Genomic DNA, 25,014 nt, shown 5'->3' with positions numbered 1-25,014 from the left:
CATTCTAGCGCCGACGGCCGGTGATGCGCACCCAGCCATCGAGGTTGGCGATCGGGTCCAGATCGAAGTCCTGGGCATAGGCCGCAGCGACCTCGTCACCCTGCTCGGCAAGGATGCCCGAAAGCGCCAGGCGCCCACCTGGCTTGACCAGGCCGGACAATTGCGGCGCCAGGGACACCAGCGGACCGGCCAGGATGTTGGCCACCAGCACGTCGGCTTGTTCCTGGGGCATCTGCTCCGGCAGGTACAACGGGAACAGTTCCTCGGCGATGTTGTTGCGCCCGGCGTTGTCGCGGGAGGCTTCCAGGGCCTGCACGTCGATATCGGTGCCCACGGCGCGCTTGGCTCCCAGCAGCAGGGCGGCGATGGCCAGGATCCCCGAGCCGCAACCGAAGTCCAGGACGTTGCAGTCCTTCAGGTCCTGGCCGTCGAGCCACTCCAGGCACAGGGCGGTGGTCGGGTGGGTGCCGGTGCCGAAAGCCAGGCCCGGGTCCAGCAGCAGGTTGACCGCATCCGGTTCCGGAGCGGCATGCCAGCTGGGGACGATCCACAGGCGCTGGCCGAAACGCATCGGCTGGAAGTTGTCCATCCAGCTGCGCTCCCAATCCTGGTCCTCGATGACTTCGCTGTGATGTTCGGGCAGCGGGCTGCCGGTCAGCAACTCGAGGTGGGCCAGCACGCTGGCGGCCTCGGTGCCACCCTCGAACAGGGCCAGCAAGTGGGTGTGGGACCACAGCGGGGTGGTGTTCAGCTCGGGTTCGAAGATCGGTTGATCCTCGGCATCCATGAAGGTCACCGAAACGGCGCCGACTTCAAGAAAAGCGTCTTCATAGGTTTCGGCTTGTTCTGGGCTGATGGCGAGACGGACTTGCAGCCAAGGCATGGCGGGCACCTTTGAAAATATGTGATGTGCAGCCTAGTGGGCCGCGAGAAGCGCGCAAGTTTACGCGAGCAGGAGGCAGAAGACGACAGCGGCAAGGCGGCAGGCATTTGCAGGAGCCTTGCTCCTGCAGAAGCACCAAGGCCGCTCGAAAGCGGCCTTGGTGGTGTGGCGAATGCCGATCAGTGTTGCTCGGCCAGCTTGTGCTCCAGGTAGTGAATGTTCACTCCCCCTTTGCAGAAGCCTTCGTCACGGGTCAGGTCGCGGTGCAGCGGGATGTTGGTCTTGATCCCGTCGACGACGATTTCGTCCAGCGCATTGCGCATGCGCGCCATGGCTTCGTCACGGGTTGCCCCGTAGGTGATCAGCTTGCCGATCAACGAGTCGTAGTTCGGAGGAACCGCGTAGCCGCTGTACAGGTGCGAGTCGACGCGCACGCCGTTGCCGCCCGGGGCGTGGAAGTGCTTGACCGTGCCTGGGCTTGGCATGAAGGTTTTCGGGTCTTCGGCGTTGATCCGGCACTCCAGGGAGTGACCGCGGATCACCACGTCTTCCTGGCGGATGGACAACTTGTTGCCAGCGGCGATGCTGAGCATCTCCTTGACGATGTCGACACCGGTGACCATCTCCGATACCGGGTGCTCTACCTGCACGCGAGTGTTCATCTCGATGAAGTAGAAGCGGCCGTTCTCGTAGAGGAACTCGAAGGTGCCGGCGCCGCGGTAGCCGATGTCGATGCACGCCTGGACGCAACGAGCGAAGACTTCCTGGCGGGCGGTCTCGTCGATGCCCGGGGCCGGAGCTTCTTCCAGTACCTTCTGGTGACGGCGCTGCAGCGAGCAGTCGCGGTCGCCCAGGTGGATGGCGTTGCCCTGGCCGTCGGAGAGGACCTGGACTTCCACGTGGCGTGGGTTGGTCAGGAACTTCTCTAGGTAGACCATCGGGTTGCCGAATGCCGCGCCGGCTTCGGAGCGGGTCAGCTTCGCCGAGGCGATCAGGTCTTCTTCCTTGTGCACCACGCGCATGCCGCGACCACCACCGCCACCGGCGGCCTTGATGATCACCGGATAGCCGACTTCACGGCCGATGCGCAGCGCGGTTTCCTCGTCTTCCGGCAGCGGGCCGTCGGAACCTGGAACCGTGGGTACGCCGGCGGCGATCATGGCGTGCTTGGCGGAAACCTTGTCGCCCATCAGGCGGATGGTATCGGCCTTGGGGCCAATGAAGGAAAAGCCGGAGTTCTCCACCTGCTCGGCGAAGTCGGCGTTTTCCGCCAGGAAGCCGTAGCCAGGGTGGATCGCGGTGGCGCCGGTGACTTCAGCGGCCGCGATGATGGCCGGGATGTGCAGGTAGGACTGCGCGGCTTGCGCCGGGCCGATGCACACGGACTCGTCCGCCAGGCCCAGGTGCATCAGCTCCTTGTCGGCCTTGGAATAGACGGCTACGGTCTTGATCCCCATTTCCTTGCAGGCACGCAGGATCCGCAGGGCGATTTCGCCGCGGTTGGCGATCAGGACTTTTTCCAACTTCGCAGGCTTCATCAAAGACTCTCCGCAGTTCAAACGATGGTGAACAGCGGTTGGTCGTACTCAACCGGCTGGCCGTCTTCGACAAGGATCGATTCGATCACACCGCTGGTTTCAGCTTCGATGTGGTTCATCATCTTCATCGCTTCGACGATGCACAGGGTGTCGCCCTTCTTCACGCTCTGGCCGACTTCGACGAAGGCTGGCGAGGTTGGCGAGGACTTGCGGTAGAAGGTACCGACCATTGGCGAACGGGCTACGGTGCCGTTCAGCGCAGGTGCGGCGGCAGCGGCCGGGGCGGCAGCGGCAGCAGGAGCTGCGGCGGCTGGAGCGGCTACTGGAGCTGCGGCCATTGGAGCCGGAGCGTAGTACTGCTGGGCTGGAGTCTTGCTGTGACGGCTGATGCGTACGGACTCTTCGCCTTCCTTGATCTCCAGCTCGTCAATGCCGGACTCTTCCAGCAGTTCGATCAGTTTCTTGACTTTACGAATATCCATGAATCATCAACTCCCAGGGGTCGGTCAGGGGCGTTCAACGCTTGTTGTTCAAGCACTTGCCTGTATTTCAAGCTGTTCCAGGGCGGCCTCCAGGGCCAGTCGGTAACCGCTGGCGCCAAGGCCGCAGATCACTCCTACCGCAACGTCTGAAAAGTAGGAGTGATGGCGGAAAGGTTCGCGTTTGTACACGTTGGACAAATGCACTTCGATGAATGGGATGCTCACCGCCAGCAACGCGTCACGTAATGCGACGCTTGTATGTGTAAAAGCTGCTGGATTGATCAGGATGAAATCCACGCCTTCGTCCCGCGCGGCATGGATACGCTCGATCAATTCGTACTCGGCATTGCTCTGCAGGTACTGCAAGTGATGCCCGGCGGCACGGGCCCGCTGCTCCAGGTCCTGGTTGATCTGGGCCAGGGTCGTGGCGCCGTAGACTCCCGGTTCGCGGGTGCCGAGCAGATTCAGGTTGGGGCCATGGAGAACCAGTAGGGTGGCCATCGGTCGTTCCTTGTTATCGGGGCGGTTGTCAGAACCCGGCGACTATGCCGGAAAGACTTTGTGACTGTCCAGTTCCCGGCAATAGCCAGCACGATGACCGATGTTTGCGCGAAATATGTGACCGAGTGCGGAAATCCGGTCATATGCCCGTCATAAAGCGCTGTTGAAGTGGTTGGCGACTTTTTCGCCGATCTTGGGCGTGCCCGGGGCTTTTTTGTGGCGCTGGTCCGCAGCGGCCCGGCAAAGGCTGCGCCAGGCCCGTAAATGAAGGCTCCCGCCACTATCGGCACAGCCAAAGGCGGCTGCCAGCCTGGTTCGGGTCAGACGCGGAAGGCCTGTACCGCGGTGTGCAGCTGGCCGCCCAGGTCCAGCAGGTTCTCGCCCTGGGCCCGACCTTCGCCGATGCGCAGCAGGTTGTCGCCGCCCAGTTGGTGGATGCGTTCGCTGTGGTCGCGGATCTCGCTGACCGCGCCGCTTTGCTGGGCGGTGACATCGGCGATCCGCACCGCGGTCTCGGCGATGGTCTGGATCGCCCCGACGATTTCATCCAGTGCGCCATCGGCGGCCTCGGCCTGGCTGGCGGTGGCCTCGGCGTGCTCGACCTGGGCCCGCATGCCCTGCACCGATTGCTGCGCGGCGCTCTGCAGGCCGGCGATCAACGCCTGGATTTGTGCAGTGGCGCCGGAGGTGCGCTGGGCCAGGGAACGCACTTCCTCGGCGACCACGGCAAACCCCCGGCCCATCTCGCCGGCCCTGGCCGCCTCGATGGCGGCGTTCAGCGCCAGCAGGTTGGTCTGTTCGGCAATGGAGCGGATCACCGTCAGCACGCCGCCGATGGTGGCCGATTCCTGGGCCAGGTGTTCGATCATCTGCGCATTGCCCTGGACTTCCCCGACAAGGGCATGCAAGCCGGTGAGGCTCTGGCCTATGACTTTCTGTCCCTGCTGGACCGCCAGGCCGGCGCTGCGGCTGGCATCTGCGGCCTGGCTGGCATCACCGGCCACCTGCTGGATGGTGGCTTCCAGCTCGCCCAGCGCATCGCGGATCTGCGCGGTGTCGCCAGCCTGGCGTTCGGCGCCGCTGTGCAGGCCGCTGCTGAGGTCGGCCAGGGCCCGGCTGCTGCCGGCCACCTGTTCGGCGTTCTGGCGAATGGTGCCCACCAGGTCCACCAGGTAGGCCCGCAGGCGGTTCAGCGATGCTTCGATGGCATGCAGTTCGTAGTTGGTCTTGCCCAGCTGGATCGACTGGCTGAAATCGCCCTGGGCCCAGGTCGACAGCGCCGGGGCGAGGTTGGTCAGGACCCTTGCGAGCTTGCGCTGCAGGGTATCGATCACCAGGGCGATCAGCAGGATCAGGCCGATCATCAGCCCCTGCATCAATCGCACTTCGCCCTGGATCTGGCCGTGCTGGGCGCGCACTTCCGGCTCCAGTGCGGCGATCGCTTGCTGCACGGCGGTGATCTTCAGCAAGGTCGCGGCGCTCAGCTCGGCGCGTTTCTGGATCTGCTCGCGGGTGCGCGCAAGCTCGGCGGGATAACGGCTGAGCAGGCTGTTGAGTTCGCGCTTGAGGCCGATGCCGGCATCTTCGGCGGCGCTCTTCTGGGTGTTCTCCAGGCCCATCATGGCGGCGAAGTCATCGGTATTCGATTCGCTGCTGGTCGCCACGCCCAGTAGAGGCAAGGCCTCGAGACGGTCGGCCTGGGCGCGGATGTTGTTCAGTTCGCGCTCGACGTCGCTCGCCAGTTCGCTGCGCCCGCTGCGGACCAGTTTGTCCCGGGCCAGCGAGAGTTTGCCCAGATGCTGGGAGGCGGCCAGCAACAACGGCAGGTAGGCACTGGCCTCGGCGCTGGTGGCGCCGCCGGCGTACTGGCTCAGTTGCTCCAGGTTGGCGCCCAGTTCGCGTTCGGCCTGCAGCAGCAGAGCCTGGGGGTCGCCCGCCAGCTTGCCCGCCGCCAGCAAGTCGGTCTTGCTGAAGTCGGCGAGGCTGGCCAGGCTCGGGCTCAGGCTATGTGCCAGTTGCGGTGGCAGTTCGGACAGTCCGCCCTGCAGGGTCTCGATGGCCTGGGTGGCGCTGCTCAGGCGCAGGGCGTCGCCGCTTGCCAGGTAGTCCTCGATATTGCGCGCCGCCTGGTTCTGGAATTGCTGGGACAGGCCCAGGTAGCGCTCCATCAGCAGGTAGGGGCGTTCCAGGGCGCGCTGCGACCACCACAGTGTCGCCCCCAGGGCCACGCACACGGCAACTAATAGAAGGGTGTTGAGATTGGTCAGCAACTTCAGGCGCATCGGGGCTCTACCAACGACTTGAATGGCAAGCGCCTGAATTTATTGCGGTTGTATTACAAGGTTATGACCGAATCGGTGGATTCGGATGAAAAGATGGCACTTTGATTTGATTGCCGCGCGCTCTGCACCCGGTTGCGGCCGCTGTGCTTGGCCCGGTACAGGGCTTCGTCCGCCTGGCTGGCCATCATCAGGCTGTCGGAGTCTTCCTGCATTTGCACCACTCCGGCGCTGAAGGTGCACCACAGGTCCTGGGGTTGGGCCGGGTAATGGATCTCGGCGAAGCGCTGGCGGATTTCGTCCAGCACCTGGCATGCCGCGTCCTGGTCGGTATCGGGCATGACGATGGCGAACTCCTCGCCGCCGTAGCGGCCGATGAAGTCGGTCTTGCGCAGGCGCTGCTTGAGGAATAGCGCCAGGCTCTTGATCACCCGGTCGCCCATGGGGTGGCCGTGGCTGTCGTTGACCCGCTTGAAGTGGTCGATGTCCAGCATGGCGAAGCTCAGCGGCTTGTTCTCGCGGCGGGCGCGGAAGCAGCAGTCTTCCAGCAATTGCAGGATATGGGTGTGGTTGTACAGGCCGGTCAGGCTGTCGCGGACCATCCGCGCCTTGAGGTTGCGCGCCCGGGCCGCGCGGTTGCGCACCGTGGTGATCAGGTGGCGCGGCTTGATGGGCTTGGTGAGGAAGTCGTCGCCGCCTTCGCTCATGGCGTCCAGTTGCTTGTCCAGATCGTCCTCGGCGGACAGGTAGATGATCGGCACGCTGACGTAGCGGTCGTTGTGGCGGATCACCTTGGCCAGCTCGGTACCGGTGCAGGCCGGCATGTACATGTCGAGGATGATCAGGTCGGGCTGGAAATCCGCCAGTTCGGCCATGGCCTGGATCGGCTCGATCAGGGTGCGGGTGACGATCCCGGCGCTGTTGAGCAGGCGCTCGGTGTGCAGGGCCTGGGCCCGGGAGTCGTCGATGATCAGCACTTTATACGGCTCGTACTGGGCGACGCAGGTCAGCACCTCGATCTTTTCCAGCAGGCTGGAGGCTTCCAGGGTGCCGGTGAGGAACTCCTGGCCACCGGCGCGCACGGCCGCGAGGCGGGTCGGGGTGTCGGTTTCGTGCAGGCTGAAGAACAGCAGCGGCAGCTTCTGCTCCAGGCCGACCTGGGCCTCGGCGGCCAGGGTCAGGCCCATGCCGGGTCCGCAGAAGTCCACGTCGATGACGATGGCCGCCGGCAGGCGCTCGACCATGGATGAACGAAACGCGGCGATGCTGTCCAGGGGCTGGGCGCTGAGCCCGAAGAACTCCAGCTGCTTGGCCAGGCGTTCGGCCCGGTCGTGATCCTGCAGCATCACGTAGATCGGCTTGCGCAGCGGCGGCAGGAAGGTCTGTTCCAGTTGATCGCCATGGCGCAGGCCGGTACGTGACAGGCGCTGCATCAGGCGGTTGAGTTCGGTGATCAGGTGGCTGCTCAGGCGGCCGCGGTTGGCATCCACCGCTTCCAGCGATTGGCTGATGCTGCGGGCCAGCTGGGAGTGCTCGGGTTGTTCGAAGCGTTCGGCGAAACGCAGCAGGCGCAGGTTGGCTTCGCAGAGTTCCGACATGTCGGTGGACGACCACTCGCTGCGCTGCAGCCGCTGCCAGATCTCCAGGATCTGCCGTGCCTGATGAATTACCCGCTGGGCAAAGTGGTGCTTGAGGCGCTCACGGCTGGGGTCTTCTGGCTCGGTCATATCCTGACTACTAGTTAGGGTGCATGCTGAGATCGACTGGTGGCTCTATGCTAGCACCACTTTCGGCTCCCATGAGTGTCGTACGTCAATAATGTGCAAAGCGACTTGACCGGGTTCGCCACCGACTGCTCGCATAGGCTGCGGACTGTGCTTCATTTATAGTGGTCGCCCGATACGCAATCGTTGCGCGGCGCGCGTTTGCCTGAAGATTTATCCCGCCAGGGCAAGGCACGATGGAGTAGGGTTGTGGTCGAATCGATGAACCCAAGTGATTGAAAGGATATAGCCATGCTGGATTGGAAGAACCGCGCAGACAGCGCGCCGGAACGGGCCGCCCAACCCAAGTCGGCGACACGCAGCTATTTCGGTAGCCTGCTGTTCAGTCGCGCCCTGGCGACCTTGCTGGGCCTGTACCTGCTGGTCACCGGTGCCCTGGGCTGGTACTGGAGCCAGGAACCGGCGCTGTTCCCGGTCCAGCAGAACGCCCAGCTCGCCGCCGAGAAGGAAGGCCGGCAGATGGTGGTGGGCTACACCACCGTGGAAACCCTCAAGACCGTGGTCAGCACCCTGCTCGACAAGCCGGGCGGCTATATCTCCAACGACCGTTTCCCACCGGGCATCTGGCTGGACAACATTCCCAGCTGGGAATACGGGGTCCTGGTCCAGGTCCGCGACCTGACCCGCGCCTTGCGCAAGGATTTCGCCCGGTCCCAGTCGCAGTCCGCCGAAGACGCCGACCTGGCCAAGGCCGAGCCACGCTTCAACTTCGACAACAAGAGCTGGATCCTGCCCTCCAGCGAGTCGGAATACCTGGAAGGCATCAACTCCCTGAGCCGCTACCAGGCGCGGCTGTCGGACCCGAACCAGAAGACCGCGCAGTTCTATGCCCGGGCCGACAACCTCAACAACTGGCTGGGTGACGTGGGGACGCGCCTTGGCTCGCTGTCCCAGCGGCTGTCGGCCAGCGTCGGCCGGGTCAAGCTCAACACTGCGCTGAAGACCGAAGTCCTGGCTCCGGGCCAGGTTCCGCAGGTGGGCGAGGAAATCGAAGAAACACCATGGATGCAGATCGACAACGTGTTCTACGAGGCGCGTGGCCAGGCCTGGGCGCTGTCGCACTTGCTGCGCGCGATCGAAGTGGACTTCGCCGATGTGCTGGCCAAGAAGAACGCCACCGTCAGCGTGCGCCAGATCATCCGCGAACTGGAGGCTTCCCAGGAAACTGTCTGGAGCCCGATGATCCTCAACGGTAACGGCTTCGGCGTCCTGGCCAACCACTCGCTGGTCATGGCCAACTACATCTCCCGCGCCAACGCTGCAGTCATCGACTTGCGCCAACTGCTCAACCAGGGCTGATCCATGGTCGCGACCACCAATGAGGCGGCCCACCGCGCCGCCTCCGATGCCGAACAGATCGCCTGGGTCGATGGCGAGGACCAGCTGCTGGGCGCCATGGCCCGCTCGGAGCTGCGCGAGCAGGGCCTGATCGGCCGTGGTACCTACATCATGCTGTTCAACTCCGCCGGTGAGTTGTGCGTGCATCGGCGCACCCTCAGCAAGGCCATCTACCCGGGTTATTGGGATGTCGCCGCCGGTGGCATGGTCCTCGCCACTGAAAGCTATGCCGAGTCGGCGGCCCGTGAACTGGAAGAGGAACTGGGGGTGAGTGGAGTCGAGCTGGTCGCCCACGACCACTTCTTCTTCGAGGACACCGACAACCGCCTGTGGTGCTCGGCCTTCTCCGCCGTATGGGACGGGCCGCTGCGTTTGCAGCCCGAGGAAGTGCTGGAAGCACGCTTCCTGCCCCTGGACCAGGTGCTGCGGGAAATCCACGAGAAGCCCTATTGCCCGGACTCCCTGGCCGCCTTGCAGCGCTATCTGGCGCGACGTCGTTAAAGTTGCATAAATTGACGCCGATTGGCTCTTAGCAAGTCGGCTTTTTGCCGTTACACTGCGCGCCTTTTCAAGCTGAGCCAGCGCTATCCTCGCAAGGGACCTGGCCCAGTAGCGCTGCCCCTGCCTGAGTGGGGCTTCGCGGTCGGCGACACCGCCATGTGCCCCGACCAGTCTTTGTCCTCCCAAGAGGATTGCCGGTGGCCAAAAAAGCCGCATCCTTCGCCGCCCTTGGCGGCCTGGTGTTTTCCACCGACGCAGGTCGACATTGCCCGGACTGTAGCCAGCCGGTGGCCGCCTGTATCTGCAAACAAAGCGTGATTCCAGCCGGCGACGGCATTGCTCGCGTGCGTCGCGAAAGCAAGGGTCGTGGTGGCAAGACGGTGACCACCATCACCGGCGTGCCCCTGGCCGAAGACGCCCTCAAGGAACTGGCCGCGGCGTTGAAGAAGCGCTGTGGTACCGGTGGCGCCTTGAAAGAGGGCGTGATCGAGATCCAGGGCGACCACGTCGAGCTACTCTTGGCGGAACTGGTCAAGCGCGGTTTCACGGCGAAGAAGTCCGGCGGCTAGCAGCCTCTGTGAAAACCACCTCTGACTGGACGCTGTCCTGATTGGCTCAGGACGCTGGCGTCGTCTCCATGGTTTTCACAGAGCCTGTTCATGAACGGTTTCTAAACTCGGCCCTGCATGCGTGGTCTATTGCGCTTGCAGGCTAATCGTCATTTTCATTCTTTAGACTGCGTCGGCCCTGGATCGGGGCGGCGCTCTATGACTTCTTTATAGGGGACTTCGATGTCCGTACGACGCACACGTAAAGACGATGGCAGCCAATGGACAGTTGCGGACAGCCGCAGTGTTTATGGGATTCGCCATTGGGGGGCCGGATATTTCGCGATCAATGACGCCGGTCGCGTCGAAGTTCGCCCCAATGGTCCGGGCAGCTTGCCCATCGATCTGTTCGAACAGGTCGCGCAGCTGCGCAAGAGCGGCTTGTCCCTGCCCTTGCTGGTGCGTTTCCCGGACATCCTCCAGGATCGCGTGCGCCAGCTCACCGGTGCCTTCGATGCCAACATCGCGCGCCTGGAATACCAGAGCAAGTACACCGCCCTGTACCCGATCAAGGTCAACCAGCAAGAAGCGGTGATCGAGAACATCATCGCCACCCAGAACGTCTCCATCGGCCTGGAAGCCGGTTCCAAGCCCGAACTGCTGGCGGTCCTGGCCCTGGCGCCCAAGGGCGGCACCATCGTCTGCAACGGCTACAAGGACCGCGAGTTCATCCGCCTGGCGCTGATGGGCCAGAAGTTGGGCCACAACGTGTTCATCGTCATCGAGAAAGAGTCCGAAGTGGGCCTGGTGATCGAGGAAGCGGCGTCGCTCAAGGTCAAGCCGCAGGTCGGCCTGCGAGTGCGCCTGTCGTCCCTGGCCTCGAGCAAGTGGGCCGACACCGGTGGCGAGAAATCCAAGTTCGGCCTGTCGGCGGCGCAGCTGCTGGCGGTGGTGGAGCGTTTCCGCGATGCCGGCCTGGACCAGGGCATCCGCCTGCTGCACTTCCACATGGGTTCGCAGATCGCCAACCTGGCCGACTACCAGCACGGTTTCAAGGAAGCCATCCGCTACTACGGCGAGCTGCGCAACCTCGGCCTGCCGGTCGACCATATCGACGTCGGCGGCGGCCTGGGCGTGGACTACGACGGTACCCACTCGCGCAACGCCAGTTCGATCAACTACGACATGGACGACTACGCCGGCGTGGTGGTGGGCATGCTCAAGGAATTCTGCGACGCGCAGAGCCTGCCGCATCCGAACATCTTCTCCGAGAGCGGTCGTTCCCTGACCGCGCACCACGCCATGCTGGTGGTGCAGGTTACCGACGTCGAGAAGCACAACGACGATGTGCCGGTCATCGAGAACAAGGAAGAGCTGCCCGAAACCGTGCAGTGGCTGGTGGACTTGCTGGGTCCTACCGACATCGAGATGGTCACCGAGACCTACTGGCGCGCCACCCACTACATGAGCGACGTGGCCGCGCAGTACGCCGACGGCAAGCTGACCCTGGCCGAGAAAGCCCTGGCCGAGCAGTGCTACTTCGCCGTGTGCCGGCGCCTGCACAACTCGCTGAAGGCTCGCCAGCGTTCCCATCGCCAGGTGCTGGACGAGCTCAACGACAAGCTTGCCGACAAGTACATCTGCAACTTCTCGGTGTTCCAGAGCCTGCCGGACACCTGGGCCATCGGCCAGGTGCTGCCGATCCTGCCGCTGCATCGCCTGGACGAGGAACCGCTGCGCCGCGCGGTGCTGCAAGACCTGACCTGCGACTCCGATGGCAAGATCAAGCAGTACGTCGACGAGCAGAGCATCGAGACCAGCCTGCCGGTGCATTCGGTCAACGAGGGCGAGGACTACCTGCTGGGCATCTTCCTGGTGGGCGCCTACCAGGAAATCCTCGGTGACATGCACAACCTGTTCGGCGACACCGACTCGGTGAACATCTACCAGCGGGCCAACGGCAGCGTGTACCACGCCGGCATCGAGACCCACGACACCATCGAGGACATGCTGCGCTACGTGCACCTGTCGCCCGAAGAGCTGATGACCCACTACCGCGACAAGGTGGCCAGCGCCAGGATCAGCGCCGCCGAGCGCACCCAGTTCCTGGACGCCCTGCGCCTGGGCCTGACCCGCTCGTCCTACCTGTCGTCCTGACGCTTCGGGCACCCCTGGCGGTGCCCGCGGGCCAAGGCAAAACGCCGTTTCCCCGGTTGGGGAAACGGCGTTTTTCATTTCCGGCGCAAGCTGTGCTCAATGAGCCCTGGCGAACCAGCCATCGCTGCGCTCCAGGCGCCAGGCGAAGACACCCAGGGTCAGGCTGCGCAACAGCATGAACAGCAGGAAGCTCAGCCACAGGCCGTGATTGCCCAGGCCCTGCAAGGCCCAGGCGCAAGGCAGCAGCAGGAGCACGGTGAGCAGCATGCCGTTGCGCATTTCCCGGGCCCGGGTCGCACCGATGAACAGCCCGTCCAGCAAGTAGCTCCAGACCGCGATCAGCGGCAGTACGGCAAGGTAGGGCAGGTAGGTGAAGGCCGTCTGGCGCACGTCGGCAATGTCGGTCTGCATCTCGATGAACAGATGCCCTGCCAAGAGGAACAGCACCGTGAAGCCCAGGCTCGAAAGCAGCGACCAGCCTCCGGCGACCACCAGCGAGCGGCGCAGGGCCCGGTGGTCGCGGGCGCCGATGGCGTGGCCGCACAGGGCCTCTACCGCATGGGCCAGGCCATCCAGGGCGTGGGCCGTGAGCAAGAGGCCATTGAGCAGCAAGGCGTTGGCCGCCACCGTGGCGTCCCCCAGGCGGGCGCCTTGCACGGTGATCAGGAAAAATACCGATTGCAGGGCCAGGCTGCGGATGAAGATGTCGCGGTTCACCGCCAGCAGTGGGCGCCAGCTCTGCCAGCGGCGCAGGGCCGCCCAGGCGATCTGCCCCGGGTAGGCACGCAGGGCCGGGCGGGTCATGGCCATGCCCACCAGGGCCCCGGTCCACTCGGCGAGCACCGAGGCCCGGGCCGAACCCACCACGCCCCATTCCAGGCCAAGGACGAACCACAAGTTCAGGGCGATGTTCACCAGGTTGGTGCTGAGCAGGATGGCCAGTGGTGCCCGGGCGTTCTGGGTGCCGAGGAACCAGCCCACCAGGGCGAAGCTGGCCAGGGCTGCGGGCAGGCCCAGCAGGCGGGTATGGAAGAAGGCCCGGGTCATCTGGTCCAGGTCCGCCGAGGGCTGCATCAGGTGCAATGCGGCGCCGCTGAGGGGCACGCCGATGATCCCCAGCAGCAGGGCCAGGCCCAGCGCCAGCAACAAGCCCTGGAGCAGGATCTGCCGCAGCGCCGCACCGTCGCTGCGGCCGGCGGCCTGGGCGGCGAAGCCGGTGGAGCCCATGCGCAAGAAACCCATGGCCCAGGCGAGGAAGGTATAGAGGCTGGCGCCCACTGCCACTGCGCCCAGTTGATGGGCGTGGGGCAGGTGGCCCACCACCGTGCTGTCCACCAGGGCTACCAGGGGGACGGAAATGTTCGACAGGATCATCGGCGCGGCCAGGGCCCAGACGCGACGATGGGTGGGGCGGTGACGCCAATCGGTGATCAGGGGGGACATGCGGGCTCCTTGCGTGAGCCGGCATTGTAGCCGCGCAACCTGTTGGCGCCGAGGCCCGGCGCCGTCGGGTTCAGTGGATGATCCAGCTCAGCAGCCAGAGGCCGAGCACCAGCCAGATGATGCCCAGCAGGATCGAGGCGCGCATGAAGGCGCGGATCGCCCAGTAGAGGAACATCAGGCCGATGATCAGGCCGATGATGCTGACGATCGAGGTGTCCATGCCCAGTGCCCGGGCCAGGCCATCGACGAAGTTGCCGCCGGCATGGGTCAAGGTATTGAACAACCCGCCCAGCAGGTCGACGATGAAACGGATGGCCGAGCCGATGGCCTGGCCGAGCCATTCGAAGAAGCTTTCTACCTGCATGTGCATTTCCTGATCATAGAAGGGCGCGTCAGCCGAGCTCATGCTTGGGCCGCCAACGCTGGCGATGAGTTCCCCATCAGCATAGAAGCTGGCCGGTGGTGCGCATTCTGGAGCAGCACGCGGGCGGATGAAAGCGCGCTTGCGTCCGCTGCCCAACCCCCGGAAGCTATAGGCCTTCAGGAGACCCCGATGAACCTAGAGCAACTCACCCAACGCCTGCACGCCATCCGCGACCACAACGACTGGCGGCAATTCCACAGCCCGAAGAACCTGGCCATGGCCGCCAGCGTCGAGATGGCCGAACTGGTGGAGATCTTCCAGTGGCTGACCGAGGACCAGTCCCGCCAGTTGCCGGCGGACAAGCTGGCCCATGCCGGGCAGGAAGTCGGCGACATCGTCCTCTACCTGCTGTTGTTGTGCAGCGAACTGGGGCTGGACATGGACCAGGTGGTGCGCAGCAAGCTGGCGGACAGTGAACGGCGGTTCTGCCCATGAGCGATCGACATTTCGACCAGCTGGCCACACGCTTCGCCGAGAAGATCTATGGCGGCGCCAAGGGCGCGATCCGCCTGGCGGTGCTCCAGGCGGACCTCAAGGAAGCCTTGCCTGAGCGGCCGTTGCGGGTATTGGATATCGGTGCCGGTCTGGGCCACATGTCCCTGTGGCTGGCCCAGCACGGGCACCAGGTGACCCTGGCCGAGCCAGCTGCACCGATGCTCGAAGGGGCCCGACAGCGGTTCGCCGACGCCGGCCAGCAGGGCGCCTTCATCCAGGCGCCCTGGCAGGACCTGCTGGGGCAATTGACCGAGTCCTACGACCTGGTGCTGTGCCATGCGGTGCTGGAGTGGTTGGCCGAACCCCACGCGATCCTGCCGGTATTGCATCAGTTGACCGCCGCCGATGGCTGGCTGTCCCTGGCGTTCTACAACCGCGACGCGCTGGTCTATCGCAACCTGCTCAAGGGACATTTTCGCAAGTTGCGCAAGAATGACATGGCGGGTGAAAAACAGAGCCTGACCCCGCAACAACCGCTTGATCCTCGCGAGCTGGCGGCGCAACTTGATGGCAAGTGGCGAGTCGAAACCCAAAGCGGGGTGCGGGTATTCCACGACTACATGCCCGTGGAGTTCCAGTCCCGTGCCGAGCTGACGGATCTGCTGGAGATGGAGCTGGCTCATCGCCGACACCCAAGTTTCGCCGGGCTTGGGCGTTATCTGCATTGGCTGTGCCGGCCGGTCTGACGGAGTACTCGATGAAACGCCGCCTGGGTCTGCTGTTTTTGTGTTCGACCCTTGCCGCCTGCCAAGGCAGCAATCCCTATGTCGCCAGTTCCAGGCCGCTGCCGCCGGCGCCACCGCAGGCGGCCACGACCTTCGACCGTAGCGCCTATCCGGCTGCGCCCCGGGACTACGGGCGCTACCGTAGCTGGGCCTGGCTCAATGGTCGCTTGCCCGCGGGCACGGCCTGGGCCGATTCGGCGCAGGTCGCCGAGGCGGTCAGTGGCGCCCTGGACCAGCGAGGCCTGCGCCCATTGCATGGCAACCGCCCGGCGGACCTGTGGGTCAGCGCCGACCTGCGCCTGGAAAAACGCCTGCGCCAGGTCCAGGAGGACTACGGCTATGGCGGTTACGGCAGCTACGATCGATACGATCGTTATCACCGCTACGGACCGGGCTACGGCATGTACGGCAGCGTACCGGTGGTGCGTACCTACGAAGTGGAAGTGGTGGTGGTCAGGGTCGACCTGTACGACGCCGGTAATGGCCAGCCGGTATGGAGCGCCAGTGCCGAGACCAGCAGCAAAGGCTCCTTGGGCGAGCGCGCCGATGCACTGCGCGAAGCGGTGCAGAAGGCCATGGCGGCCTATCCTCCCAGCTAGGCCGGTGTCCTGATTTCAAGCGGAGATACGATATGTTCCATCGAATCGCATTACTGGCCTGTGCTGCCTTGCTCAGCGCCTGTGCCGCCAACCAGGTGAACCATGATTTCGACGCCAGCAGGGATTTTGGCGCCTATCGCAGCTGGAGCTGGAAGGAACCCGCGCTGCAGTACCGTCCCGATGATCCGCGGATCAGGAGCGATCTCACCGAGCAGCGCATCCGCCAGGCCGTGGCCGAGCAACTGGACCAGCGCGGCCTGCGTCCGGCTCGAGGTGGCGCCCGGGCTGACCTGGAGGTCCAGGCCTACCTGATCGTCGAGGATCGCCAGCAGCAGGTCACCACCAACTATGGCGGCGGTTGGGGCGGCCCGTGGAATGGCTACTGGGGTGGGCCTGCGTACAACGAGACCCGCAACATCACCTACAAGGTGGCGACCATCCAGGTGGATCTGCTCGATGGCAAGGACGGCAAGCTGGTATGGCGCGGCAGTGACGAGCAGTTGCTCAGCAGCTCGCCCAACCCCGCCGACCGGGCCTCGGCAGTGCGTGCCACGGTGACGCGCATCCTGCAGAACTACCCGCCCCGCTAGACCCATGGCGTCCTGGCGCCGCCCCGGGCGCCGGGGCGCGGCACCGTCAGTCAGCCGGGCTGGCACCTTGCCAGCGCTGGCGGTGGAGCTTGACTACACTGCTTGGCATCGATGGAGGCAGCCCCTGGGCTGAATGTCGGTAAAGGAGTGCCTCGATGTCTCCCCTCAAGCGGTTTTCCGGTCCTGCCCGCCAGCGTGGCGCCATCGGCCTGATGGCGGCGGTCACCTTCGGCCTGGCGTTGGTGTTCATGCTGCTGGTGGTGGACAGCGGCCGGTTGTACCTGGAACAACGCAAGCTGCAACGGGTCGCCGACAATGCCGCCCTGGAGGCGGTCAGTCGCGGTGGCACCTGCCAGGCCGGCCTGACGGCCGCCGCCTATGCCAACCAGAACGCCACTCGCAACGGCTTCACTCCTACTGCCGGCAGCAGCACCCTGGCCGCCAGCTGCGGCACCCTGGTCACCGGCGCCAACGGCCTGCGCAGTTTCACCGTCAATCCCACGCAAGCGGTGGCGGTACGAGTGATCGTCAGCAACACCGTGCCCATCAGCGTGGCCGCTGGAGTCGTCGCGCTGTTTTCTCCGGGCCCGATCAACCTCACCACCCAGCTCAGTGCCACGGCAGTGGCCGCGGCGCCGACGCCGCCGGTGGCGCAGTTGAGCATCCGCAGTACCCTGGGCACGGTCAGCACCGCGCAGTCGAGCATTCTCAATCCACTGGTGGGTGGCTTGCTGGGCGGCAGCCTGAACCTCACGGCCGTGGGCTGGAACGGCCTGCTCAATACCAACATCAACCTTTTGAGCTTCCTCGACCAGCTGGCGATCAATCTCGATGTAGCGGCAGGCAACTACACCCAGTTGCTCAATACCACCACCACCCTGACCAAGCTGATCCAGGCGGCGATCACCGTGGTCCAGGCCAACGGCGCGACGGCCGACATCCTCACCGCCCTGGGCAACCTGCAGATCGCCGCGCTCAATGCCGCACCGCTGAAGCTGGGGGATATCCTCAAGCTGCAGACCGGCCTGCCGAGCACGGCGCTCAATGCCAGTGTGCAGTTGTTCCAGCTGTTGCAGGCCTTTATCCAGCTATCCAACAGCAACAGCGCGGTGGCTGCGACAGTGCCGATCAACGTCCTGGGGCTGGCCAACATCAGCGTGCAGACCAAGGTCATCGAACCACCTCAATTGTCGGCCGTCGGCAATCCGGCCCTGGCCAAGGTCGACCCTACCGGACCCAACCGGATCTACGTGCGTACCGCCCAGATACGGACCCTGGTCCGGGTCAACCTGTCGCTGCCGCTGGTCTCGGGCTTGAATGCCGCGGTGGGTAACCTGGTGGCACCGCTGACGCCGGTACTCAACAGCCTGTTGAGCCTGAACCTGGTGCAGACCCTGGGCTCGGCACTGTGCCTGTTGGGGGCGGGGTGCCAGCAGTTGTATCCAGACCTGGCGCCGTCATCGGAGATCGACTTGAGCCTGGATGCCGGTGGGGCGGTCGCCTACGTCACCGATTACAGCTGTCCGGTCAATGGCAATAGCGGGACCAAGAGCCTGAGCGTGCACACCACCAGCTCCCTGGCCGACCTCAAGGTCGGGCTGATCGATCCCACCAATGCCTTTTCTTCTTCCGCCGAACCCACGGTGACACCACTGCCCCTGGTGGACCTGGGCATCCGCACCTGCTACCAGTTCCTGGTGCTGCCGGGGCATTGCGATCCGGTGGTGCACTACGCTGGCGGTGGGATCGCGATCATGGTCGATTCCAAGGTCGGGCAAAGTAGCCAGGACCTGGTGTACTCCAGTTCGACCTCGCCCTATCCGGTACCGCCCAATGTCAACCAGACCCCGAGCTACCAGACGGCGGCGCCCACCAGCAACGTGATCGGCAGCCTGGCCGGTACCCTGGCCGGCATCAACCTGGTGGTCTACAAACCGGTCAACGGAACCCCCCTGGGTTCCATAGTCACGGGGCTGGCGTCAGCCATCAACGGGGTCACCAACTTGCTGACGCCGGTGATCACCGGTCTGCTGAGCCCGCTGCTGGATCCCTTGCTGAACAACCTGCTGTCGGGCCTGGGGGTCAACCTCATGGATGTCGAGGTCGGCGCCAACCTGACCTGTGGCCAGACCGGCAAGGCCTACCTGGTGATCTGATCCGCCGGGACTATCGGCAGCTCGATGCAGAAGCGCGCGCCGTCCGGGCCGTTGGTCACGCTCAGGCGTCCGCCCATGTTCTCGATGATCCCGTAGCTCACCGACAAGCCCAGCCCGGTGCCCACGCCCACCGGCTTGGTGGTGAAGAAGGGTTCGAAGATCCGCTCCAGCAGGCGCGGGTCGATACCGCCGCCGTTGTCCTCGACCCACAACCGCACCCACTGCTCGTCGCGCTGGCCATGCACCGAGATCCACGGCTTGAAGTCGCCCTCGGCCTGGGGCCTGGATAGCAGGGCGTCCCGGGCGTTGACCAAGAGGTTGATCAGCACCTGCTCGAGCTGGTCGACGAACCCCATGACCTGGACCTCGAAGTCCAGCTCGCTGATCCGCAGGTCCAGGCCCTTGCCACGCATGCCTTCGGCCAGCAGCGACAGCGTGCCCTCGATGGCCTGGGACGGGTTGAAGGGCTGTTGCTCCACCTCCGAGCGCCGGCCGAACACCCGCATGTGATCCACCACCCGCGCCGCGCGCTGGACCTGGGCGTCGATGCGGTTGAGCTTGTCGGTCAGGTAGTCGATTTGCACGTCGCCGTTACCCAGGCGCTTGAGCACGTTGACGATGGCCATGCGCATCACGTTCAGCGGCTGGTTGATCTCGTGGGCGAGGCCGGTGGCCATTTCGCCGAGGGTGGCCATCTTCGCGCTTTGCGTCAGCTGTTGCTGCGAGCGCCGCACCTCGGTGTTGTCACGGCCCACGGCCTGGATCTCCAGCAGTTGGCCCTGGTCGTCGAACACCCCGCGATCGGACCACACCCACCAGGCATGCTCGCGGCCCGGCAGCTGCAAGTTGATCTCGGCGGTACTCACGGGGTATTCCGGGCTCAGCAGCTTGATCCGCCGCTCGAAGCCCTCGCGCTGCTCGGTGGATAGCCACTGGCCCAGGTTGCTGCCCGGCAGGTCCTGGGCGGCGCATTCCAGGTAGGCCGCCAGGGGCCGGTTGCCGAAGGTCAGGGTCAGGTCGGGACGGTAGCGGCAGATCATCGCCGGCGAGTCTTCCACCAGGATCCGGTAGCGCTCCTCGCTTTGGCGGACCTGCTCGGCGGCCAGGGTCGCCTCGGTGACGTCCAGCCACAGGCCCACGGCTTCCACCGGCAGGCCCAGGTCGTCGCGCAGCAGCCGGGCTTCGTCCAGCACCCAGTGGTAGGCGCCATGGCTGTCTTGCAGGCGGTAGCGGGTATGCACGTTGCCTTCACGCAGCAACTGCCGGCAGCGCTGGAAGTACAGGTCGTGGTCTTCGGGATGCACCCGTTCCACCAGCTTGCCGTCGTTGCAGTCCTCCAGGCCCCAGCCCAGCAGCGGTTGCAGGCTGGCACTGAAGAAACTGGGTTGCAGCGCGCCTTCGACATAACGCTGGACATAGATCACCGCTGGCGAGCTGGCGATCAGGTTGTCCAGCCGGGCGTGGGCTGCTGCGGCTTGTTGCTGCTGGTTCTTGATGTCGCTGATATCCAGCATGAAACCCACCAGCCGCTGGCTCTCCCCCCGACCCAGGACCTGGCCCTGGAGGCGATACCAGAGTGGCGCGCCGGCAGGATCGCCATGGTGCAGGCGTACGCTGAGCAGCAATGGCTTGCCCAATTGCAACGCTTGCAGGCGGCTGGCCAACTCGGCGCGATCGGCCGGGTGGAACAGCTCCAGCCAGGCCTCGAGGCCCAGGCGGCCGTGGCCCTCGGCCAAGTGCAGGCTGGCGGCCAGTTGGCTGGCCAGCTGCACCTCGGCGGTAGTCGGGAACAGCTCCCACCAGCCGGCACCCAGCAACCCCTGCAGGGCATCCAGGCGTTCCATCTGCAAATGATGGCGATGTTCGCGCAGGCGCCCGAGCAGTGGTCCGGCCAGGGCCGCGGTGAGCATCAGCCAGTCGCGCTCCAGCAGCTCCGGCGCCTGGCGCTGGACGGCGTAGCCGCCGCACAGCAGCCAGGCGGCTACGCCATGGTCGTCGCGGTAGGGCACCAGCCAGCCTTCGCGGTGGGCGAAGATGCCTTGCAGGCGTGGGTGTTCGTCCAGCCCGTGGATCTGGTTCAGGCGCAGTGGCGTGTTGCCGCTCAGGCTGTCCAGGCCGCTGCCCAGGGGCTGGCCGTCCTGCCACAGACGCGGGGCGTCGTGGGCGTGGTAGCAACTGTGGATCACCCAGCCCTGTTCCTGTTCGTCCAGCAAGGCCAGGCCCAGGCAGGGGATATGCCAGGCATGGGCCAGGTCGGCGAGCAGGTCGTGCAGTACTTCCGGCAGGCGCACCAAGCTGCATTGGCGGATCTGTTCGCTGCTCTGGGCGGCGAAGATCTGGCTGCGCTCGCGGCACAATGCCTGTTGGCGTTGTTGGACCAGGTCGCCGATGTCCAGCAATTGCAGGTGCCAGTTTGCGCCTTGCTGCTGGACCCAACCGCGCAGGTACAGGATCTGGCCGGCGAGTCCGCGCAATTGCAGGTCCAGCACCTGGCCGCTCCAGTCGGCGGGACCGCCTTCGAGGGCCTGGGTGCTGGCGGGTACCACGTAGTCGACCAGTCGGGTCGGCTCGGCCCTGGGCGGCAACTGTGCCAGGGCGTGACGCAAAGGCCCGGCGATGCTCAGCACCCTTGCTGACGCATCGAGGACCAGCAGCAAGCCGCTGTTCTGGATAGGGGGCTCTGGCGCAGGGTCGCTGGCCGCTGGCGGGCGGCCGAGGAAACGCCCGAAGAGCTTGTCGCCGGGACTCAAAATTGCAAGCTCGATTGAACGGATAGGCTGCTGGGCAAGCTGGGCACCGGACCGATCAGCGGCAGCACCACCTGGGGCATCACCTGGTTCAGCTTGCTGATGGGATAGTTCACGCTGACAGTCAGTACGCCGCTGCTGTAGGTCGCGCTGTAGTCGTTGGCGCCGAAGTTGAAGGCCGACGGAATCCACCCGGTCTGGGCCTGCACCACGCCGAGAGCGAGGTTCTGCACCGTGGTGGCGTAGTTGGGCGTATTGGGGTCGACCTTGACGGCCTGGCGCAGTGCCTCGGCGGTGGCCTGGTGGAAGGATTGCATCATCAACAGCGGCACGCTGTAGCTGACCAGGCCGTAGAACACCGCGAAAAAGATCACGAAAACCGCCGCGAACTCGATTGCCGCAGCGCCTTTCTGTTTTCTAGGGAGGCCCGGTTTCATGAGTGCGTCTACCCTGACAACCACTATGTCCATTGAGCATAGGATCAAACCGCCGAAAGGGACTGTTCTGGCCGATGCATTTCTTGGTTTTGTGGAGCTGGTTGGCACTCTGTGCGCTGCAGGACCTGCGCCAACGGCGGATCGCCAACATCCTGACCCTGGGCGCTGCGCTGCTGGCGGCGCTGTACCTGGCGTGGGCCGGCAGCACCTGGCTGGGAGCATCGCCCGCCGAAGGGGGCTGGGCCCTGGCGGTGGCCCTGGCGCTGACCCTGCCCGGCTATGCCATGGGCAAGATGGGGGCGGCGGATGTGAAGCTCATGGCGGCCCTGGGCCTGGCCTCCGATCTCCAGCATGTGCTGGGCGCGTTCATCGGCGCCGGGCTATGCAGTGGGCTCTGGTGGTTGTTTGTCCGGCTTTGCAGCTCGGCCAGACAGGCACTTGGGCCATCTGTCCGGGAGGAGCCTTCGCGGCCGTCAAAAAAATATCCCTTCGCGCCTTTTGTCCTGGCTGGAATGGTCTTAACTGTGATGGTGGCCCATTAGTCGCCGGGCCGTTTAACGCTATGTACATAGTCGGAAAGTAGGTCTAGGTTCTAGTTCAGCGGCCTGGATCATGCGAGGCACACAGGAGTGGCCGGTCGGCGCCGGGCCCGCACGGAGTAACACGTGAACAAGCTCACTTCACAGATGAAAGTGCTGGTGGTGGACGATCAACCCCTGATCGTCGAGGAACTCTGCGAGTTCCTGGAGGGCAGCGGCTATCGCTGCGTGCCTTGCCAATCCAGTCGCGATGCGGTGGACAGCTTCGCCAGGGATCCGGAGATCGCCCTGGTGCTGTTCGACCTGCACATGCCCGACCTGGACGGCATCGAGCTGGTGCAGGAACTGCAACGCATCGCCGGCAAGCACCGGGTGTTCGAGGCCATCATGCTCACTGGTCAATCCGATAAGCAGGATGTGATCAAGGCCTTGCGGGTAGGGGTAGCCGACTACTACCAGAAACCCATCGACCTGGCAGAGCTGCTCGAAGGCTTGCGGCGCCAGGAGGCTGCCTTGCAGGAGCGACAGAAGAACCTGCACCTGGGGCAGCTCAACCAGAAGCTGCAGTTTCTTTCGGAGTCCATCGACGATCTCTACCAGGACCTGGACAAGGTCCGTCGCAGCCCCGCCGACCCTGGAGCCCAGGCTGAGCCAGGGGCCGATGCCGATACCGTCGAGATCCCGACGATCTTCAACCAGCTCTCGCCCCGCCAGCTGGACGTGGCTCGCCTGGTGGGCAAGGGCCAGACCAACTACCAGATCGCCTGCGAGCTGGGTATCACCGAGAACACCGTCAAGCTCTATGTTTCCCAGGTCTTGCGCCTGACCCACATGCACAACCGCACGCAGCTGGCCCTGGCCCTGTCGCCGAGCAATTCGGGCCTGCGCCAGCGCGTCACCGAGCACTGATCCCTGGCGCCTGTGCGGCCCCAGGCGACGCCTTGCCAGTTACTTGGTATCGATCTTCCCGCCGGCATCCGGATCGTAGAAGTCCGGGATCTCGTACTGGTATTTCTTCAGCCAGCGTTGCAGCGCCAGTTCCTGTTCGCGGGCGGTGGCGGTCTGTGGTTGTGGCGAGGCTTGCAGGTTGCGGCTTTGCAGCAGCAGCCAGCCTTCGGTCTCCTGCTGCTGGGGCGAGGCCGGGCCGGGGTCGATGGCCTGGGCCGCCAGGGGCAGGGCCAGTAGCAGGGGGCAGCAGAGCATGGACAGTTTCATCTTCAGCGCTCCTTGGCAGGTATGGCGTCGGGTTGCAGGCTGGCCGCGCCACTGGCCACCTGGGTCACCTTGGCGACGGGTTTTGCGGAGGTCTTGAGTTCTTCGGCGCGGGCCTGGGCCTGGGCGAACTGCTGTGGGTTCAGGCGTGCGCGGCTGACCACTTGCGAGGCCTGCTGCCAGTTGTCCTGGTAGAGCAACAGAGTCACCAGGTTGATGGCCGCCAAGGGATCGGACTGCTGGAGCTCGATGGCGGTCAGGAACTCGAAGCGGGCGTCTTCGAGTCGTAGCTGGTTGAGGTAGACCACACCCAGGTCGTTGCGGATCTTCTCGTTGGTCGGCGCCAGGCTGGCGGCCCGTTGCAGGTGCGCCTGGGCCTGGCCGTTGTCGCCCCGGGCAGCGGCCAGCTGGCCCAGGCCGTGTTCGCCTTCGGCGGCCAGGCATGACCCCAGCAGGCTGCGGTACAGCGGCTCGGCTTCGCTGCGGCCCAGCAAGCGATAGACCCGGGCCTTGCGCACCCGGACCTCGGCCAGGTTGTCCGGCAGGCTCTGCAGGTTGGCCAGGCCGGCGTACAGCTTGCCATCGTTGGTCATGTCGTCGGCCAGGTTCACCGTCAGTTCCTGTTCGGAGCTGAGCTTGGCGCAACTGCTGGAGCTGGTCAGGGCCGCCCAGGGCGCCTGGCCGTTACTGGCGCAACCGCCCAGCAGTGCCAGGCAAGCGATGGCGATCAGTGGTTTCATCAGGTTTCCTCTAGGACGCGAAGGCCCGGGCGATGGCGGTGAAGCCTGGCCCGGCCAGGACGATCAACAGGGCGGGGAAGAGAAACAGCATCATCACCACCGACATTTTGGCCGACATTTTCGAGATGTATTCCTGCAGGCGGGTCAGGCGCCGGTCATCCAGCAACTGCTTGAGTGCTTGCAGCGACTTCATCGCGCCGCCGCCTTGCAGGATCAGTTGCTGGAGGATCACGCAGGTGTCGGTGAACTCATCCACCGCCAGCAGCATTGCGGTCTGGTTCAGTTCGTGGCCCAGCTCCAGGCCCGAGTCGACCCGTGCCAGGACCAGGCGCAGCTCATGGGTCAGCTCCGGCAGCAGTTTCTGCGCCTCGGTACTCAGCACCCGCAGCGCCTGTTCCACGGCCATGCCCGATTCGAACAGGATGCGCAGCAGTGGAATGAAGGTGGAGATCTCCAGGGCGAGGTGTTTCTGCCGGCGCTGGGCGAAGTAGGCCAGGGCGCGCTTGGGCAGCAGGTAGCCGGCACCGGCGGAGAGCATCGGCAGCAGCCACTTGTTGGTGGCGTTAGGGTAGGCCACTTCCTGGATGAACAGGGTCAGGCAAACCACCACCAGCGGCGTGGCCAGTTGCAGGGCGGCGAACAGCGAGCGCTGGTTGGCGCGGCGCCAGCCCAGGCGGTTGAGCAGGGTCTGGGTCTCGCTGTCCATGCTCACCGCGCGTTGGCCGAAGCGGCTTTCGCCAAGCAGGCGCAGCCAGCTGCCCAGGCGACTGTCGCGGGTCATGTGACCCTGCAGCCGTTGGGCGATCTGGCGCTCGCGCCGGCGTTGCTCCAGCACGATGTTGCCAAGCAACAACGCGGCTCCGAGGAACAGCAGCAGCGCCGCTAGCAGCAACACT

The 25,014-nt window shown here is 64.8% G+C and carries 23 protein-coding genes and 1 pseudogene; 11 read left to right on the top strand and 13 right to left on the bottom strand.

The window, feature by feature from the left end:
- Nucleotides 1-4: 4 nt before the first annotated feature.
- The 6 genes and pseudogenes from prmA to CAG11_RS05875 form a co-directional block, all read right to left on the bottom strand.
- The gene (gene prmA, locus CAG11_RS05900; RefSeq protein WP_022642060.1) at nucleotides 5-883 is read right to left on the bottom strand and encodes a 50S ribosomal protein L11 methyltransferase; all 879 of its coding nucleotides are present in this window, start codon (nucleotides 881-883) and stop codon (nucleotides 5-7) included.
- A gap of 179 nt (nucleotides 884-1,062) precedes the next feature.
- The gene (gene accC / locus CAG11_RS05895) at nucleotides 1,063-2,421 is read right to left on the bottom strand and encodes an acetyl-CoA carboxylase biotin carboxylase subunit (RefSeq protein WP_022642061.1); all 1,359 of its coding nucleotides are present in this window, start codon (nucleotides 2,419-2,421) and stop codon (nucleotides 1,063-1,065) included.
- 17 nt (nucleotides 2,422-2,438) lie between these two features.
- Nucleotides 2,439-2,903 carry an acetyl-CoA carboxylase biotin carboxyl carrier protein gene (accB, locus tag CAG11_RS05890; protein WP_022642062.1) on the bottom strand — a complete coding sequence of 155 codons (465 nt, stop codon included), beginning with the start codon at nucleotides 2,901-2,903 and terminating at the stop codon, nucleotides 2,439-2,441.
- A 48-nt stretch (nucleotides 2,904-2,951) separates the two neighbouring features.
- The gene (gene aroQ, locus CAG11_RS05885; protein WP_022642063.1) at nucleotides 2,952-3,404 is read right to left on the bottom strand and encodes a type II 3-dehydroquinate dehydratase; all 453 of its coding nucleotides are present in this window, start codon (nucleotides 3,402-3,404) and stop codon (nucleotides 2,952-2,954) included.
- Nucleotides 3,405-3,724: 320 nt separating this feature from the next.
- Nucleotides 3,725-4,240 (bottom strand): annotated as a pseudogene (locus tag CAG11_RS34450) (methyl-accepting chemotaxis protein); the annotation flags it as partial.
- Nucleotides 4,241-5,739: 1,499 nt separating this feature from the next.
- Nucleotides 5,740-7,410: a PleD family two-component system response regulator gene (locus CAG11_RS05875; protein ID WP_085595370.1), complete on the bottom strand. Its 1,671-nt coding sequence runs from the start codon at nucleotides 7,408-7,410 to the stop codon at nucleotides 5,740-5,742.
- A 288-nt stretch (nucleotides 7,411-7,698) separates the two neighbouring features.
- On the opposite strand from CAG11_RS05875, the gene CAG11_RS05870 reads away from it, so the two are divergent.
- The 4 genes from CAG11_RS05870 (at nucleotide 7,699) to speA (ending at nucleotide 12,011) form a co-directional block, all read left to right on the top strand.
- Nucleotides 7,699-8,766 (top strand): DUF2333 family protein, encoded by a 1,068-nt coding sequence (locus CAG11_RS05870; RefSeq protein WP_085595368.1) that lies wholly within the window; start codon nucleotides 7,699-7,701, stop codon nucleotides 8,764-8,766.
- Nucleotides 8,767-8,769: 3 nt separating this feature from the next.
- Nucleotides 8,770-9,306: an NUDIX hydrolase gene (locus CAG11_RS05865; protein WP_085595366.1), complete on the top strand. Its 537-nt coding sequence runs from the start codon at nucleotides 8,770-8,772 to the stop codon at nucleotides 9,304-9,306.
- Nucleotides 9,307-9,503: 197 nt separating this feature from the next.
- Nucleotides 9,504-9,875, top strand: coding sequence for a translation initiation factor Sui1 (locus CAG11_RS05860; RefSeq protein ID WP_022642068.1), 372 nt, complete (start codon nucleotides 9,504-9,506; stop codon nucleotides 9,873-9,875).
- A 222-nt stretch (nucleotides 9,876-10,097) separates the two neighbouring features.
- Entirely contained in the window at nucleotides 10,098-12,011 is a 1,914-nt protein-coding gene (gene speA, locus CAG11_RS05855; protein ID WP_085595364.1) for an arginine decarboxylase, read from the top strand.
- A 96-nt stretch (nucleotides 12,012-12,107) separates the two neighbouring features.
- Here the strand turns inward: speA and CAG11_RS05850 are convergent, their stop codons facing one another.
- Both CAG11_RS05850 and CAG11_RS05845 read right to left on the bottom strand, forming a co-directional pair.
- Nucleotides 12,108-13,454, bottom strand: coding sequence for an MATE family efflux transporter (locus tag CAG11_RS05850; protein ID WP_085595362.1), 1,347 nt, complete (start codon nucleotides 13,452-13,454; stop codon nucleotides 12,108-12,110).
- A 70-nt stretch (nucleotides 13,455-13,524) separates the two neighbouring features.
- The gene (locus CAG11_RS05845) at nucleotides 13,525-13,818 is read right to left on the bottom strand and encodes a hypothetical protein (protein ID WP_085595360.1); all 294 of its coding nucleotides are present in this window, start codon (nucleotides 13,816-13,818) and stop codon (nucleotides 13,525-13,527) included.
- A gap of 189 nt (nucleotides 13,819-14,007) precedes the next feature.
- Between CAG11_RS05845 and CAG11_RS05840 the strand changes: the two genes are divergently transcribed.
- The 5 genes from CAG11_RS05840 (at nucleotide 14,008) to CAG11_RS05820 (ending at nucleotide 18,443) form a co-directional block, all read left to right on the top strand.
- Nucleotides 14,008-14,313, top strand: coding sequence for a MazG-like family protein (locus tag CAG11_RS05840; protein ID WP_022642072.1), 306 nt, complete (start codon nucleotides 14,008-14,010; stop codon nucleotides 14,311-14,313).
- On the top strand, nucleotides 14,310-15,059 hold the full coding sequence (locus CAG11_RS05835; protein WP_085595358.1) for a methyltransferase: 750 nt from the start codon (nucleotides 14,310-14,312) through the stop codon (nucleotides 15,057-15,059). The genes CAG11_RS05840 and CAG11_RS05835 overlap by 4 nt, the downstream gene beginning before the upstream one ends.
- An 11-nt stretch (nucleotides 15,060-15,070) precedes the next feature.
- Nucleotides 15,071-15,697, top strand: coding sequence for a DUF4136 domain-containing protein (locus tag CAG11_RS05830; protein WP_085595356.1), 627 nt, complete (start codon nucleotides 15,071-15,073; stop codon nucleotides 15,695-15,697).
- A gap of 32 nt (nucleotides 15,698-15,729) precedes the next feature.
- Nucleotides 15,730-16,287 (top strand): DUF4136 domain-containing protein, encoded by a 558-nt coding sequence (locus tag CAG11_RS05825; RefSeq protein ID WP_085595354.1) that lies wholly within the window; start codon nucleotides 15,730-15,732, stop codon nucleotides 16,285-16,287.
- Nucleotides 16,288-16,442: 155 nt separating this feature from the next.
- Nucleotides 16,443-18,443 carry a pilus assembly protein TadG-related protein gene (locus tag CAG11_RS05820; RefSeq protein WP_085595352.1) on the top strand — a complete coding sequence of 667 codons (2,001 nt, stop codon included), beginning with the start codon at nucleotides 16,443-16,445 and terminating at the stop codon, nucleotides 18,441-18,443.
- On the opposite strand, the gene CAG11_RS05815 is transcribed toward CAG11_RS05820, so the two are convergent.
- Entirely contained in the window at nucleotides 18,428-21,193 is a 2,766-nt protein-coding gene (locus CAG11_RS05815) for an ATP-binding protein (protein WP_085595350.1), read from the bottom strand. The two genes, CAG11_RS05820 and CAG11_RS05815, sit on opposite strands and share 16 nt — an antisense overlap.
- Nucleotides 21,190-21,627, bottom strand: coding sequence for a TadE/TadG family type IV pilus assembly protein (locus CAG11_RS05810; RefSeq protein ID WP_085595348.1), 438 nt, complete (start codon nucleotides 21,625-21,627; stop codon nucleotides 21,190-21,192). The genes CAG11_RS05815 and CAG11_RS05810 overlap by 4 nt, the downstream gene beginning before the upstream one ends.
- A gap of 74 nt (nucleotides 21,628-21,701) precedes the next feature.
- Between CAG11_RS05810 and CAG11_RS05805 the strand changes: the two genes are divergently transcribed.
- Both CAG11_RS05805 and CAG11_RS05800 read left to right on the top strand, forming a co-directional pair.
- On the top strand, nucleotides 21,702-22,169 hold the full coding sequence (locus CAG11_RS05805) for a prepilin peptidase (protein ID WP_085595346.1): 468 nt from the start codon (nucleotides 21,702-21,704) through the stop codon (nucleotides 22,167-22,169).
- 123 nt (nucleotides 22,170-22,292) lie between these two features.
- Nucleotides 22,293-23,075 carry a response regulator transcription factor gene (locus CAG11_RS05800; protein WP_085595344.1) on the top strand — a complete coding sequence of 261 codons (783 nt, stop codon included), beginning with the start codon at nucleotides 22,293-22,295 and terminating at the stop codon, nucleotides 23,073-23,075.
- 39 nt (nucleotides 23,076-23,114) lie between these two features.
- On the opposite strand, the gene CAG11_RS05795 is transcribed toward CAG11_RS05800, so the two are convergent.
- The 3 genes from CAG11_RS05795 to CAG11_RS05785 are packed head-to-tail and all read right to left on the bottom strand — an operon-like array spanning nucleotide 23,115 to nucleotide 25,013.
- The gene (locus CAG11_RS05795) at nucleotides 23,115-23,381 is read right to left on the bottom strand and encodes a DUF3613 domain-containing protein (protein ID WP_085595342.1); all 267 of its coding nucleotides are present in this window, start codon (nucleotides 23,379-23,381) and stop codon (nucleotides 23,115-23,117) included.
- Between the two features lie 2 nt (nucleotides 23,382-23,383).
- Nucleotides 23,384-24,118, bottom strand: a complete 735-nt coding sequence (locus tag CAG11_RS05790; RefSeq protein WP_085595340.1) for a tetratricopeptide repeat protein — start codon at nucleotides 24,116-24,118, stop codon at nucleotides 23,384-23,386.
- A 10-nt stretch (nucleotides 24,119-24,128) separates the two neighbouring features.
- Nucleotides 24,129-25,013, bottom strand: a complete 885-nt coding sequence (locus CAG11_RS05785) for a type II secretion system F family protein (RefSeq protein ID WP_085595338.1) — start codon at nucleotides 25,011-25,013, stop codon at nucleotides 24,129-24,131.
- Between the last annotated feature and the right edge of the window lies 1 nt (nucleotide 25,014).

The organism is Pseudomonas sp. B6(2017), assembly GCF_002112765.1.
GTDB lineage: Bacteria > Pseudomonadota > Gammaproteobacteria > Pseudomonadales > Pseudomonadaceae > Aquipseudomonas > Aquipseudomonas piscis.
Note: the sequence above shows the minus strand (reverse complement) of the source record. Positions and strands in the feature narration are given on the sequence as shown.

Coding starts and splice junctions, on each gene's coding strand:
- prmA (WP_022642060.1), bottom strand. CDS start 883: ATGCCTTGGCTGCAAGTCCGTCTCGCCATCAGCCCAGAACAAGCCGAA.
- accC (WP_022642061.1), bottom strand. CDS start 2,421: ATGAAGCCTGCGAAGTTGGAAAAAGTCCTGATCGCCAACCGCGGCGAA.
- accB (WP_022642062.1), bottom strand. CDS start 2,903: ATGGATATTCGTAAAGTCAAGAAACTGATCGAACTGCTGGAAGAGTCC.
- aroQ (WP_022642063.1), bottom strand. CDS start 3,404: ATGGCCACCCTACTGGTTCTCCATGGCCCCAACCTGAATCTGCTCGGC.
- CAG11_RS05875 (WP_085595370.1), bottom strand. CDS start 7,410: ATGACCGAGCCAGAAGACCCCAGCCGTGAGCGCCTCAAGCACCACTTT.
- CAG11_RS05870 (WP_085595368.1), top strand. CDS start 7,699: ATGCTGGATTGGAAGAACCGCGCAGACAGCGCGCCGGAACGGGCCGCC.
- CAG11_RS05865 (WP_085595366.1), top strand. CDS start 8,770: ATGGTCGCGACCACCAATGAGGCGGCCCACCGCGCCGCCTCCGATGCC.
- speA (WP_085595364.1), top strand. CDS start 10,098: ATGTCCGTACGACGCACACGTAAAGACGATGGCAGCCAATGGACAGTT.
- CAG11_RS05850 (WP_085595362.1), bottom strand. CDS start 13,454: ATGTCCCCCCTGATCACCGATTGGCGTCACCGCCCCACCCATCGTCGC.
- CAG11_RS05845 (WP_085595360.1), bottom strand. CDS start 13,818: ATGCAGGTAGAAAGCTTCTTCGAATGGCTCGGCCAGGCCATCGGCTCG.
- CAG11_RS05840 (WP_022642072.1), top strand. CDS start 14,008: ATGAACCTAGAGCAACTCACCCAACGCCTGCACGCCATCCGCGACCAC.
- CAG11_RS05835 (WP_085595358.1), top strand. CDS start 14,310: ATGAGCGATCGACATTTCGACCAGCTGGCCACACGCTTCGCCGAGAAG.
- CAG11_RS05830 (WP_085595356.1), top strand. CDS start 15,071: ATGAAACGCCGCCTGGGTCTGCTGTTTTTGTGTTCGACCCTTGCCGCC.
- CAG11_RS05825 (WP_085595354.1), top strand. CDS start 15,730: ATGTTCCATCGAATCGCATTACTGGCCTGTGCTGCCTTGCTCAGCGCC.
- CAG11_RS05820 (WP_085595352.1), top strand. CDS start 16,443: ATGTCTCCCCTCAAGCGGTTTTCCGGTCCTGCCCGCCAGCGTGGCGCC.
- CAG11_RS05810 (WP_085595348.1), bottom strand. CDS start 21,627: ATGAAACCGGGCCTCCCTAGAAAACAGAAAGGCGCTGCGGCAATCGAG.
- CAG11_RS05805 (WP_085595346.1), top strand. CDS start 21,702: ATGCATTTCTTGGTTTTGTGGAGCTGGTTGGCACTCTGTGCGCTGCAG.
- CAG11_RS05795 (WP_085595342.1), bottom strand. CDS start 23,381: ATGAAACTGTCCATGCTCTGCTGCCCCCTGCTACTGGCCCTGCCCCTG.
- CAG11_RS05790 (WP_085595340.1), bottom strand. CDS start 24,118: ATGAAACCACTGATCGCCATCGCTTGCCTGGCACTGCTGGGCGGTTGC.